The organism is Cystobacter fuscus (assembly GCF_002305875.1).
GTDB classification, from domain to species: Bacteria; Myxococcota; Myxococcia; order Myxococcales; family Myxococcaceae; genus Cystobacter; species Cystobacter fuscus_A.
In genome coordinates this window covers 5139618-5152458 of record NZ_CP022098.1, presented here as the reverse complement: position 1 = coordinate 5152458, position 12841 = coordinate 5139618, and the positions used below count along the sequence as shown (strand labels likewise).

The window sequence follows — 12841 nt, the reverse complement described above, 5'->3', positions numbered from 1 at the left end:
CCCGGGGGCGCATACACACCTACCACTGCGCTTTGAAAAAGGGCCGCGAGTATAGGGAGGGGACCCCCCGTGTCAAGCACTGGCGGTCGTTCCCACACTCTACGGATGGCCGCGCTCCTCTACTCCCCCGGTCGCTAGAAGTCGAGGACCATCACGATCGCGTCCTCGGCGGCCTGGCCCTCGTCCACGTAGTAGTTGGGCCGCACCCCCACCGGACGGAACCCGAAGGATTTGTAGAGGTTGATGGCGGCCTCGTTGCTCTTGCGCACCTCGAGTGTCGCCAGGCTGCACTTGCGCGTCCGGCCCTCGGCCAGGGTGGCTTCGATCAGGGTCCGCCCCACCCCGCGCCGCCGGTGCTCCGGCGCCGTGGCCACGTTGAGCACGTGCACCTCGTCGTGGACGATCCAGAAGATGGAGATGCCCAGCAGTCGACGGCCTCCCTCCTCGATGGGCTCCTCGAGCAGGAAGATGACGGACCAGTCGTGCCCCAGCTCGCGCCGCAGCAGCTCCAGCGACCAGGGGTTGGTGAACGACGCCTTCTCCAGCTCCATCACCGCGGGCAGATCCTCGTGCGTCATCCGCCGCAGGAGGAAGGCGGACGGCCGGGCGCCCGGCGGCCTGCTCCCCCGGGGCTCCTCCCGCATCCGCCTCATGGCCGAGCCCCCTGGGCGAAGGGCGCCACCCGGCGTACCCGCGCGTCCGCCCGGACCCGCTTGAACTCCTCCTTCGCGAGCTCTCCGTAGCGCTCCCGCATCAACCGCTCCTTCAAGGCGTCGTGCACGCCCTCGTAGGACCCCCCCAGGGTCGACTTGTGTTCCTCCCAGTAGCGCCGCACCTCCGCTTCGCTCACCTGGGCACGCAGGCGGATCCGGCTGTCCAGGATGCGCTCGGCCCGCACGCTCCGCTCCAGCACCACCATCAGTTGATCCAGATCCGCGTCGTGCCGCGCCAGGAAGGACAACAGCGCCGGCTCGTCCTCGAAGCGCTCGCGGAACCGCCGCAGCCGCGCATCCACCGCCGAGCGCTCCGCGGCGAAGGCCTGCAGGCGATCCGCCCCCGCCACCAGCAGCCGCTGGTTGATGCCCAGCTCGAGCGCGCCCAGCAGCGTGGGCTCGTCCAGCCGCTCATCGGCCGCCCTGACGCCTCCCCGCTCCACGAGCGCCACCCGGGCCTCGAATTCCAGCTCGCTCAGGGTCAGCACCTGCCCCCCCACGACCGCCACCACCCGGTCCAGTACCCGAGAGCCCTCCAGGGAAGTCGGCGAAGCGGTCTGCGCCACGGCCCCACCGGAAGTCATCGGCACCAGCGCGAGACAGCCCACCACCAGTCCCCTCTTCACGGTTCGTCCGCGCGGCGCACCCATGATCTTCCTCGGTCCTCTCACTTTATACATCCGGACCCTGGGCAACACGCCATGCTGGCGCTCTCCGTACAACTGGTTACGTTCTTGCAATCGTGGAGGATGCCAAGCACATGGCGGACGACTATTACCAGATTCTCGGCGTGTCCCGGACGGCATCGGCCGAAGACATCAAGAAGGCCTTCCGCAAACTCGCGCGCAAGTACCACCCGGATGTCAACCCGGGGGACAAGAGCGCCGAGGAGAAGTTCAAGCAACTCAACGCCGCCTTCGAGGTGCTGTCGGACGAGAAGAAGCGCAAGCTCTATGACGAGTTCGGCGAAGAGGCCGCCAAGCTCGGCTTCGACGAGAAGAAGGCCCAGCAGTATCGCGCCTACAAGGCCGCGCGTGCCTCGGGTGGCGGAATGCCCTTCAGCGGTGGCGGTGGAGGGGGCGGCGCGGACTTCGACCTGGGGGACATCCTGGGCGACATCTTCGGGCGCACGGGCGGCGGCACCGGCGGGGTGGACATCGGGGAGATCTTCGGGCGCGCGGGCGGCCGGGCGGCGGGTCCCACTCCGGGCGAAGACATCTCGGCCACGCTCACGCTCAGCTTCGCCGAGGCCCTCACCGGCACCGAGCGCAGCATCTCGCTGCAACGTCCCGGACGCTGTCAGCGCTGCCAGGGCTCGGGCCAGGTGGGCACTCCCACCACGTGCGCCACCTGCGGCGGCACGGGCAAGACGCGCCGGGCCGGTGGCGTGCTCGGCATGGCCTCCGGGGGCACCTGCCCCACCTGCCGCGGCTCCGGACGCGCCGCTCCTCCCTGCCCTTCCTGCCAGGGCTCGGGCGTGCTCGACGAGACGGCCCGGCTCACCGTGAAGATTCCCGCGGGCGTGCAGACCGGCTCCAAGGTGCGGCTGTCCGGACAGGGCTCCGCGGGCTCGCGGGGTGGCCCTCCGGGCGATCTCTACATCGAGACGATCGTGTCCGAGCACCCCCTGGTGCGCCGGGAGGGGGATGATCTGTCCATGGATCTCCCGGTGACCGTCTCCGAGGCCATGCTGGGCGCGGAGATCCGCGTGCCCACCTTCCAGGGCGAGGTCACCGTCAAGGTGCCCCCCGGCTCCCAGTCCGGCCGCAAGATGCGCCTCAAGGGCCGCGGCTCGCCCTCGCTCAAGGGCGGGCCCCCGGGAGACCTCTACCTCACCCTCCAGGTCAAGGTGCCCGAGCAGCTCTCGGACGAGGCGCGCCGCGCCGCGGAGTCGCTCGCCCGGGCCTACCAGACGGATGTCCGGGGCGCGCTCCACCTCTAGGCCCGCCGCCCCCGGGCCAGCCCCCCAAGTCTCTTGCGTTCCCCGCCGCCACGTCCTACACGGCCCTTCAAGAACCCGGTTCAACCCCCCTCGGAGCCTCTTCACTCATGGGTATCTTCGACTTCCTCGGCGGCTCCGGCCCCGACAAAGCCCTCAAGCTCAAGCCCAAGGTCACCCAGAAGTACGGCGACCCCACCTCCCGGCAGAAGGCCCTCCAGCAGCTCGGGGAGATGAAGTTCCCCGAGGCCGTCACCGTGCTCATGCACCGCTACACCATCAACGTGGAGCCGCTCACCACGGACGCGGACGAGAAGGAGCACGTCTTCGAGCTCATCAAGGGCTTTGGCAAGGACGCCATCGCCCCCGTCACCGAGTTCCTGCGCAAGAACGAGCAGGCCACGTCCTGGGCCGTGCGCATCCTCGAGTCGCTCCAGAGCGAGGCCGAGGTCGTCTCCACCGTCGTGGACACGCTCACCGCCCTGAGCGCCCAGTACATGCGCGACCCGGAGAAGAAGGTCGTCCTGCTGCACTACATCACCGGCAAGCAGGACGAGCGCATCGCCCCGGCGCTCCTGCCCTTCCTCGACGACATGTCCGACGACGTGAAGATCGCCGCCCTCAAGGCGCTGGGGCCCCTCAAGTACGCCCCCGCGCGCGAGCCCATCCAGAAGCTCACCACGGGCGACACCGCGCGCCGCGTCCAGATGGCCGCCACCCAGGCGCTCCAGGAGAGCGGCTTCCAGGCCTGACCCAACCCTGGAAAACCCTTGGGGTTGGCCGCCCGCCTCCCCACCTGATGTCACCTGTTGGACACGGCAATTGTCCTGCGGAGAGCGCTGTTGCGCCGCGGTGGCACACCTGGGTTCCCACCCCCGTGTCCACTGGCGCAGGATTGCCTGCGCGGGGTGAGGCCTTCCACCCTCCCCCGTCGATGAGGAGCGGAAGCACCGCTCCCTGGCCGCCGAGGTTGCTCCGTGCCCAAGAAGAAGGTTCCCCATCTGGCCGAAGTCGTCACCCTGCGCCCTGAGCCCAAGAAGCCCGTCCGGCGTCTGGTGAAGCCCCAGCCCCCCGTGGAGAGCGAGGTCGCCGAGCGCACCCTCGCGGAGATGGCCCAGCACATCACCTCCAGCGAGGGCCCCACCGAGGCGCTGCGCGCCCAGCTCCAGCTCATCCACGGCCTGATGCAGGCCAAGGCCTGCTACGTCGCGCGCTACCTCCCCGCGCGCAACCAGCTCCACGTGGAGCACGTGCGCGGCCGCTACGACGAGCGCATCACCGCCGCCACCCCCGAGGAGGGTGTCGTGGGCCGCGCCTTCGCCGAGCGCGCCATCCTGCGCGACGAGGAGACCATCGCCGTGCCCCTGGAGAGCCCCCTGGGCACCAGCGGCGTGCTCGCCATCCTCGCCCCGCGCCGCTCCGCCCCGGACTCGCTCCTCATGGCGCTCGCCAGCCAGTTGTCCGCCTCCTACGAGGTGGCGCGCCTGCGCGACGACAGCGCCCGGCGCAACAAGGACCTGCAGACGGCCATCGCCGGCCTCAAGGCCCTGGAGCAGAGCCGCGACGAGCTGCTCGGCAACGTGTCCCATGACTTGAAGAACCCCCTCACCACCATCAAGGCCTACCTGGCGATGATGGGACGCGAGAAGCTCGGGGGCCTGTCGGACGCCCAGCGCCGCGCGGTGCAGGTGTGCGACCGGAGCGCGGACCGCATGCTGCGCATGGTGAATGATCTGCTCCTCATGTCCCGGCTCCAGGCGGGCAAGATGCAGCTCAACCAGCGCCCCTTCGGGCTCAAGGCCGTGGCCGAGGAGGTGGTGCGCACCCTCGCCCCCGCCGCCGAGCAGTCCAAGGTCCAGCTCGTGCTGCCCCCCACGGGCGAGGTCTTCGTGCGCGGCGACCGCGAGCGCATCGCCGAGGCCATCCAGAACCTCGTGGAGAGCGGCATCAACCGCTGCGAGCCCGAGGACACCGTGGAGCTGCGCGTGGGCAGCGAGGACGGACTCGCCCTGCTCACCGTCAAGGACAGCGGCCCGGGTCTGGGCACCGAGGACCTGGAGCACGTCTTCGATCCCTTCCACCGCCCCGATGGCACGCGCGGCCAGGGCCACAGCCTCGGCCTGCCCCTGGTCGCCAAGATCATGGCGCTGCACGGCGGCCGCGTGGAGGCCTCGAGCACCCTGGGCGAGGGCACCGCCCTGCAGATGGTCATGCCCCTGTTCGCCGGCGCCGTCAGCTCGCCCGACCTCGCCCAGACCGGTCCCCGCGCCGGCGGCATCCTCCTCGTCGAGGACGACGTGGACTGCCGCGAGGTGCTCCAACAGGTCCTCGAACAGGAGGGCTACCGGGTGATGTCCACCTCGGGCGCCTCCGAGGCGCGCTCCATCCTCTCGCACATCCGCCCGGCCATGGTGCTGTTGGATCTGCGCCTGAGCGAGGAAGACGGCCGCTCGGTGCTGCGCTTCATCCGTGGCACCGAGTCGCTCGCCGACGTGGCCGTCTACATCATCTCGGGCGCCAGCGACGTGTCCACCCTCGGCGCCGGCCAGGGCCTGGATCGCATCGATGGCTTCTTCGAGAAGCCCCTCCAACTGCCGCGACTGCTCGACACCGTGGCCGCCGTGGTGCGCCCGAGCCGCCGGGGCGCGGTGACCTGAAGCAGTCATTCCAAGGACGCACGACACGCTGCGTCAACAGAAGATGCGCGGAATCCCTGACTCCTTCGCTTAGTATGCCGCGCGTCCCATGAGCACTTCCGCCTACTCGCATTACCGGGCAGCATTCGTCGAGGCGCTCGCCCAGTCGCTGGGCGTGCCCGCTTCCGAGATCGACGCCCAGGTCAAGCCGGCCGACCCCACGCACGGGGACCTGTCGTTTCCCACCTTTCCCCTGGCCAAGGCGCAGAAGAAGGCTCCTCCGGCGATCGCCGCCGGGCTCGCGCAGAACCTGAAGGTGCCCGGCCTGGAGATCGTGGCCGCCGGTCCCTACGTCAACGCGCGCTTCTCGCTCCTGCCCTTCACCGCCGAGGTCATCGACGCGGCGCGCGCCCAGGGCACGCGCTATGGCGGCGGGGACTCGGGCGCGGGCAAGACGGTGGTGATGGACTACTCCTCGCCCAACATCGCCAAGCCCATCGCCTTCCACCACATCCGCTCCACCGTCATCGGCCACGCCGTGGCCAACCTGCACCGGGCGCTCGGCTACCGCGTGGAGGGCATCAACTACCTGGGCGACTGGGGCAAGCAGTTCGGCCTCGTCGCCGTGGGCTTCCAGGAGTACGGCGACCCGGCCAAGCGCCAGGACATGGCGCACCTGGTCAAGGTGTACGTCCAGGCCAACCAGCGCGCGGAGAAGGAGCCCGCGTTCGACGAGCGCGCCCGTGACTTCTTCCGGCGCATGGAGGCCAATGACGCCGAGGCGCTCGCGCTGTGGAAGGAGTTCCGCGAGACGTCCATCCGCGACTTCCTGCGCATCTACGCCCGGCTGGGCATCCGCTTCGAGCACATCGAGGGCGAGAGCTTCTACCAGGACAAGATGGAGCCGGTGATCGAGGAGATCTCCCGCACGGTGGGCGTCAAGCAGTCCGAGGGCGCCCTCATCGTGGGCCTGCCCTACGAGGAGAACGAGCCGCCGGTGCTCCTCAAGAAGAACGACGGCAGCACGCTCTACGCCACGCGCGACCTGGCGGCGGCCATCGACCGCCACGAGCGCTTCCACTTCGACAAGTCGCTCTACGTGGTGGCCACGGATCAGTCGCTGCACTTCCGGCAGCTCTTCCGCGTGCTCAAGGCGATGGGCCGCGACTTCGTGGAGCGCATGGTGCACGTCAACTTCGGCCGCGTGCACGGCATGAGCACGCGCCAGGGCAACGTGGTGCTGCTCACCGACGTGCTCGACGAGGCCCGCTCACGCGCCCTCGCCCTGGTGAAGAACAACATCGAGGAGGGGAAGATCCAGACGGACGACCCCGAGGCGCTGGCGGAGCAGATCGGCCTGGGCGCCATCTTCTTCGGCGACCTGAAGAACCGCCGCGCCACCGACTACACCTTCGACTGGGACGAGATCCTCAACTTCACCGGGCACACGGGCGCCTACCTCCAGTACGCCCACGCGCGTGCCTGCAACATCCTGCGCAAGGGCGGCGGCGCGCCCACCACCTACGACGCCAGCCGGCTCACGCTGCCGGAGGAACAGGCGGTGCTGCGCGCCATCGCCCGGCTGCCCGTGGTGGTGCAGGAGGCGGCGGATCAACAGGAGCCGAGCTTTGTCGCCCGGTGGCTGTTGGACCTGGCCGCGGAGTTCAGCCGCTACTACACCCTGGGCAACCAGGATCGGGCCAAGCGCGTCCTCCTCGAGGGGGACGAGCCACTCAAGCAGGCGCGGCTGGCGCTCACGGATGCCACGCGCGCGGCACTCGCCGCGGGGCTCACCCTGCTGGGTATCGCCACTCCCGAGAACATGTAACGCCACTCACTCGTGCAACTAAGGGGGCTCGCACGTGGACACCGTCCTGGGACCGGCTGTCGATCATCATGAGGCGTTGAGCAAGGAGTTCGGCCCCATCTCGAGGGTATTGGGGCAGCGCTACTTCGACGGCGTCCGCTTTCCCGCGGAGGCCGAGGCGGAGCTGCGCGCGCTGCACGCCAAGGGCTTCGTGGTGCACGTCATGCGCACCACGGCGTGGATCAACTTCCTCTATCTCTCCTGGGCGAGCGTGCGCCGGGGGCTGCCGCTCATCCGGGCGGTGGTCAACCTGCGCCCCTGGTTCACCCGCCCCTTCCGCAACGCCCGGCAGCGCGGCCCCTTCGAGGAGCGCTTCGCCCACGCGCGCGACTCGGGCAACAGCGGCCTCATCTTCCTGAAGAAGACGGCCCTGTTCAGCGCCTCGGGCAAGGACATCGAGGAGAACCCCTTCCCCACCCTGGTCGCCATGGCGCGCCGGGAAGAGCGCTCCGTCTTCCTCGTGCCCGAGCTCTTCGTCTGGGAGAAGCGCACCGCGCGCCTCAATCCCAACGTGTGGGACAGGGTGTTCGGCAGCCCCGAGGCGCCCGGCTTCCTGCACTCGATGGTGGCCTTCTTCCGCAACTACCGCCGCGCCCAGTTCCGCGTGGGCGAGCCCATCGATCTCAAGCGCTTCATCGCGGAAAACCCCCAGGACTCCGACGAGGTGATCGCCCGCAAGGTGCGCGGCATGCTGAACCACCACCTGTCGCGTGAGACGCGCGCCGTCTTCGGTCCCCCGGAGAAATCCGCCGATCGCATCCTCGACGAGACGCTGCGCGACCGCACCCTGCGCAGGGCGCTCGACACCGTGGCCACCGAGACCAACCGCAGCCCGGAGAGCGTGCTGCGCCAGTCCCGGCGCAACCTGGAGGCCATCGCCGCCCGAGCCAGCCCCACCATGCTGGCGTTCGCCTCGCCCCTGCTCGCCTGGGTCTTCAACCGCATCTACGACGGCATCGAGGTGGACGAGGCCGGGCTCAACCGCGCCCTCAAGGCCGCCAGCAAGGCCCCGCTCGTGCTCTGCCCCTCGCACAAGAGCCACGTGGACTACCTGGTGATGAGCTGGATCCTCTGGAACCGCGGCTACGCCGTGCCGCTCGTCGCCGCGGGCGCCAACCTGTCCTTCTGGCCGCTCGGCCCCTTCCTGCGCCGCTGCGGCGCCTTCTTCCTGCGCCGCTCCTTCAAGGACGACAAGATCTACGCCGCCACCTTCAAGGCGTACGTGAAGAAGCTCGTCCACGACGGCGTGCACCAGGAGTTCTTCCCCGAGGGCGGACGCTCGCGCACCGGCAAGCTGCTTCTCCCCAAGCTCGGCATGTTCACCTGGCAGGTGGAGGCCGTGCTCGAGGGCGCGCGCAACGATCTCATCTTCGTCCCCGTCTCCATCGACTACGAGAAGGTCGTGGAGTCGGACAGCTACTCGAAGGAGCTGGCCGGCGGGGAGAAGAAGCCCGAGGACCTGAAGGCCCTGCTCAGCACACCCAAGGTGCTCGCCGCGCGCTACGGCCGCATCCACCTCACCTTCGACGAGCCCCTGTCGCTCGTGGAGTTGATGAAGAGCCGCGGGCTCGAGCCTGGCCAACCGCTGACGGACGAGCAGAAGAAGGGCCTGGTGCGCGCCCTGGGCAACCGCGTCATGTACGGCATCAGCAAGGTGTCCACCGTGACGCCCCACGCCCTGGTGAGCTCCGCCCTGCTCTCCCACCGCCGGCGCGGCATGACCAGCCGCGAGCTGTCCGAGCGCATCCACCTCCTGCGCCGCGTCGCCAGCGAGGAGCAGGCCCCCCTGGCCATGCTGCTCAAGGACTCGCCGAGCAACCCCGACGCCATGGGCCCCATCCAGGACGCCATGCGCACCTTCTGCTCCGACGGCCTGGTGCGCACCCAGAAGGCGCACGGCGAGGTCATCTACCAGGCCGAGGACGAGCGCCGCGGGGAGATGGCCTTCTACAAGAACACGCTGATGAACCTGGTGGCGGCGCGCAGCCTCGTGGCCAACGCGCTGCTCGTGGGCTCCCCGGCGCCCTTCGACGAGGTGAAGGCCCGCGCGCTGTGGCTCTCGCGCCTCTTCAAGGTGGAGTTCATCTACCGGGTGGGCGCCAGCTTCGACACCATCTTCGCCGAGGTCGTCGAGCGGCTGGTGCGCATGGGCCTCATCCTCCACCAGGACACCACGCTGAGCGTGGCCCCCGAGCCCCATGCCCGGCCGGAGCTGGAGTTCCTCGCGGATCAGCTGCGCGACTACCTGGAGGCCTACCTCATCGCCGCCCTCACGCTGCCCGAGGTGTCCACGGGCGCGGTGCAGGATCGCAAGTCCTTCGTGCGCCAGGCGCTGGACCTCGGCCGGGCCGAATACCACTCCGGCCGCATCACCGCCGCCGAGTCACTGGCCAAGGTGACGCTGGAGAACGCGGTGGCCTACATGCTCGACCAGCGCTACCTCGTGGAGGAGGACAAGAAGCTCAAGCTCGGCCCCGCCGCGCCCGACGTGGCGGCGTGCAAGCAGTTCGCCGAGGAGATCCGCCGCTACCTGCGTCACCAGCGCTGAGCCGCGGCCCCGCCTCGCACGGAGGCCCTCACGGCTCCGTGCGGAAGGGCACCCGCACCTCTTGCGTGAGCGGATTGCCCTGGGTGTCCGTGAGCAGCGTGCGCAGCACCAGCGTGTAGGCCGTGCCCGGCGTGAAGGCTCCCGCGCTGGCGCGCACCGTGACGGTCGAGGGCACGTCCCCCCGCTCGAGGTCGTCCTGACCCTCCGGCTCCGCGGGCACCAACACCTCCAGCGGCACCTCCGCCCGGCCCTCGAAGACGGCGATGCCCGGGCGCAGCGTGCGCGTGTCCATCCGCTCGGAGAAGAGGATCTGCAGCGTGCCGCCCGCCTCCACCGTGCCTCCGGCGCCCGGCTCGGTGGACACCACGTCCGGCGGATCCGCGTCGGCCGCGGCGAGGAAGGGCTCGCCGGGCTCCAGGCACGCCGCACACCCCAGGAGGCCCAACCACAAGAACCGGCGCATCAGCGGCACCCCTTCTGGGCGAGGCTCGACTCGGTGTGGCACTTGAGACAGGCCCGATCATTGCTCGCCGCCACGCGCTTGCACGCCGCGGAGAACCCATCCGGGTGCGGGTTCACCTGCCGCCCCGTCATCCCCGAGTGGCACGTGAGGCACGACTCCTCGCGGTGGCAGGACACACACGACTGCATGTCCCGCGACGCCGCGACGCCGTGGTGCTGGGGCCCGGGCACTTCCACCCAGGCGTTGTAGTCCGGGTGCACCTTCACGTTGCGCGCGCGCAGCGAGCGGTCCGAGTTCTGCCCCACCCCCGAGCGCTCGTGGCACGCGACGCAGAAGGACTGCGCGCGGTGGCAGCTCGTGCAGCGCGTGGAGTCCTGGCGCGCCTGCACCGGGTGCAGGGTGATGAAGTCGTTGGGGTGCACCGACAGCGGCTTCTGGAGCGCGTCGTGGCACGTCTGGCAATAGGACTCGGTGTGGCACGACAGGCACGTGCCCCGGTCCATCGACGCGCGGTTGCCGTGGTTGAACTCGTAGCGCGGGCCGTGGTCCAGGCCGAGGGGATCCCCCTGCATGGGGCGCAGGATGCCCGAGGGGAACGTGAGCTGCAGTCGCCCCGAGGGCTGCTTCAGGTGGCAGGCGCCGCACTCCTTGGGCGCCTGGTGGCCGTCATGGCACTTGAGGCACGTGACCATCTTCGGCAGCTGCTGCCGGGTGGCGAGCTGCACGTCCGTCATGGAGCCATGGCACGTCGCGCAATCCACCTTCTTCTGCACGTGGAGCTGGTGGTTGAAGTTCAGGTTGGCCGGGGGCGCGTCCAGCTTCGGCGGCGCCAGGTGCACCGTGGCGTCGAAGCCCGGGTGGCACACGTTGCAGGCGGACGGAGGATCCGTCTTCGCGCCCTTCCTCGCCGCGTCGAGGTCGTGGCACGTCTCGCACTCCTCGTGGCCCGGCAGGTTGCGGTCCTTCACCGAGGCACTCGTCCGGGCGCTGTCATGACACGTGGTGCACTCGGCCCCCGCCTCCAGGTGCTGCTTGTGATCGAAGCGCACGGGGATGCGCTGCGCCGGGTAGATGGCGAGGCTGCGCTCGTTCGCGGTGGCCGCCCAGGCGAGGCCGGCCACCACCAGGGACAGGGCGACGAGGCCCAGGACGATTCGGGACTGGCGCTCCATCTACAGGCTCGCCTTCAGATCGAAGAGGAAGAACACCTTGGTGTCCCAGCGGGTGTAGGGGTTCACGTTCTGCTCGAACACCAGCGACACGCGCGCAGCCCGGGTGAGCGCCTGGCTCGCCCAGAGCTGCGCGCCCAGGAAGCCGCCCGCGAGCAGGGGGTTGAAGCCATCATGGATGTACGCCGCGCTCAGCCGCCCATCCAGGGTGGTGCGGCCCTCGCCGAAGCCGTAGCCCGCGGTGAGATCCGCCCAGAGCTGCGTGCCGCCATACCCCCCGCGCACGGACACATCCAGCGCGGAGCGGAAGCGCTCCCGGCGCAGCGCCGCGCCCGCCGAGCCGCCCACGGTGAAGGAGGGCTGCCCGCCCGCGGCCTTCGCCGCCCCGGCCAGTTGCAGCGAGCTGTTGAGGACGGTGTGGTAGAGGCTGCCCACCGCCTGGACGTAGTAGCGCAGGGTGCCGCGCGGGAAGAAGTCCACGCGCACGCGCGCCTCGTCGCGGGGCGCGTAGGCGAACCAGTACCAGATGGAGTCCGCGGAGAAGACGGGCGAGAGGCGCATCGCCTCGCCACTCACGGCCAGGTCCTCCGCGTCCCAGCGCACCTGGAGCCGGGCCTGCGCGGGCTTGAGCTGCAACAGGTCCACGTCCACGCCCGCCACCGCGTTCAACCCGAGGCCCCGTCCATACCGGGCCTCCACCGTCGCGCGCTCGAGGTCCGTCTTGCCCGCCAGCAGCGCCCGGCGGTAGCCCACGGACGCCGACACGCCCTGGACGTTCTCCAGCAGCAGCTTCGCGCCGTACACGGGCTCGAGCGCCGTGAGCGTCGGATCCGCGCCGGCCACGCCCTGCTCCAGACGCCGGGTGTCGCTCTCGCGCACGCCATCGGGCTGGTACACCGAGGACGACAGGAACCCCGCCCCCTTCACCCACAGCCCGCCGTACACCTCGGCGCCCAGCCCCACCGGGCTCACGTAGCGCAGGCTCAATCCGTCGAAGGCCAGGATGTCCGACACGTCGCCGTAGAGCTGCCGGCCGAGCCGCCCCTCGATGCCACCCACCCCATAGCGCACGAAGGCGTGGAGCAGGTCCGCGTCCTCCGAGCGCACGCCGTCGATCTTCGCCGCCTCTCCGCGCGGCAGACCGAAGTCCGCGAAGACGCGCAGGCTGGACTCGAAGCCCAGGTCCTGCCCGGTGACGAGCTCGTACCCGGCGACTCCCAGGTACTGGACGATCCGCCGGCGCGGCAGCAGCACGGGCTCGCTCGGCGAGGCGTCGCGCCAGGAGCGGATCTGATACACCTGGGCCTCGGTGCGCGCCTCCACCTGGAACGCCGAGGCCGAGGCCAGCGACGAGCCGAGCAGCACCGTCAGCAACCCCGCGCGCTGGAGCCCGACCCGCTCCCCTCCGCTCGTCCGTCGCCGTGTTCGTTCTTCGAATGGGGGCGTCAAGGTCCGGGCATTATAGGAGTGCTTCGCGCCAGGATGTCGTGTTTTACACATCCTCTT

General features: G+C 70.0%; 10 protein-coding genes. 5 read left to right on the top strand and 5 right to left on the bottom strand.

Going from position 1 to position 12841, the window contains the following annotated elements; translation table 11 throughout:
• Positions 1-134: 134 nt before the first annotated feature.
• Together rimI and CYFUS_RS21185 are read right to left on the bottom strand one after the other, a co-directional pair.
• A complete protein-coding gene (gene rimI / locus CYFUS_RS21190) occupies positions 135-653 on the bottom strand; it encodes a ribosomal protein S18-alanine N-acetyltransferase (protein ID WP_095986883.1) in 519 nt (172 codons plus the stop codon).
• The gene (locus CYFUS_RS21185) at positions 650-1339 is read right to left on the bottom strand and encodes a hypothetical protein (protein WP_232537691.1); all 690 of its coding nucleotides are present in this window, start codon (positions 1337-1339) and stop codon (positions 650-652) included. Before CYFUS_RS21185 ends, rimI begins: the two co-directional genes overlap by 4 nt.
• Positions 1340-1473: 134 nt before the next feature.
• Between CYFUS_RS21185 and dnaJ the strand changes: the two genes are divergently transcribed.
• The 5 genes from dnaJ to CYFUS_RS21160 all read left to right on the top strand — a co-directional run bounded on the left by dnaJ (position 1474) and on the right by CYFUS_RS21160 (position 9703).
• Entirely contained in the window at positions 1474-2655 is a 1182-nt protein-coding gene (gene dnaJ, locus CYFUS_RS21180; RefSeq protein ID WP_095986881.1) for a molecular chaperone DnaJ, read from the top strand.
• 107 nt (positions 2656-2762) lie between these two features.
• On the top strand, positions 2763-3404 hold the full coding sequence (locus CYFUS_RS21175; RefSeq protein ID WP_095986880.1) for a HEAT repeat domain-containing protein: 642 nt from the start codon (positions 2763-2765) through the stop codon (positions 3402-3404).
• A gap of 225 nt (positions 3405-3629) precedes the next feature.
• Positions 3630-5309 (top strand): hybrid sensor histidine kinase/response regulator, encoded by a 1680-nt coding sequence (locus tag CYFUS_RS21170; RefSeq protein WP_095986879.1) that lies wholly within the window; start codon positions 3630-3632, stop codon positions 5307-5309.
• An 88-nt stretch (positions 5310-5397) separates the two neighbouring features.
• Entirely contained in the window at positions 5398-7116 is a 1719-nt protein-coding gene (gene argS, locus CYFUS_RS21165; RefSeq protein ID WP_095986878.1) for an arginine--tRNA ligase, read from the top strand.
• Between the two features lie 34 nt (positions 7117-7150).
• Entirely contained in the window at positions 7151-9703 is a 2553-nt protein-coding gene (locus CYFUS_RS21160) for a 1-acyl-sn-glycerol-3-phosphate acyltransferase (RefSeq protein WP_095986877.1), read from the top strand.
• Between the two features lie 28 nt (positions 9704-9731).
• On the opposite strand, the gene CYFUS_RS21155 is transcribed toward CYFUS_RS21160, so the two are convergent.
• From CYFUS_RS21155 to CYFUS_RS21145, 3 genes are read right to left on the bottom strand one after another with little or no spacing between them, the layout of a single operon-like run.
• A complete protein-coding gene (locus tag CYFUS_RS21155) occupies positions 9732-10166 on the bottom strand; it encodes an Ig-like domain-containing protein (RefSeq protein ID WP_232537690.1) in 435 nt (144 codons plus the stop codon).
• A complete protein-coding gene (locus CYFUS_RS21150; RefSeq protein WP_095986875.1) occupies positions 10166-11338 on the bottom strand; it encodes a cytochrome c3 family protein in 1173 nt (390 codons plus the stop codon). Before CYFUS_RS21150 ends, CYFUS_RS21155 begins: the two co-directional genes overlap by 1 nt.
• Positions 11339-12784 carry a hypothetical protein gene (locus tag CYFUS_RS21145; protein ID WP_232537689.1) on the bottom strand — a complete coding sequence of 482 codons (1446 nt, stop codon included), beginning with the start codon at positions 12782-12784 and terminating at the stop codon, positions 11339-11341. It lies immediately after the preceding gene.
• Between the last annotated feature and the right edge of the window lie 57 nt (positions 12785-12841).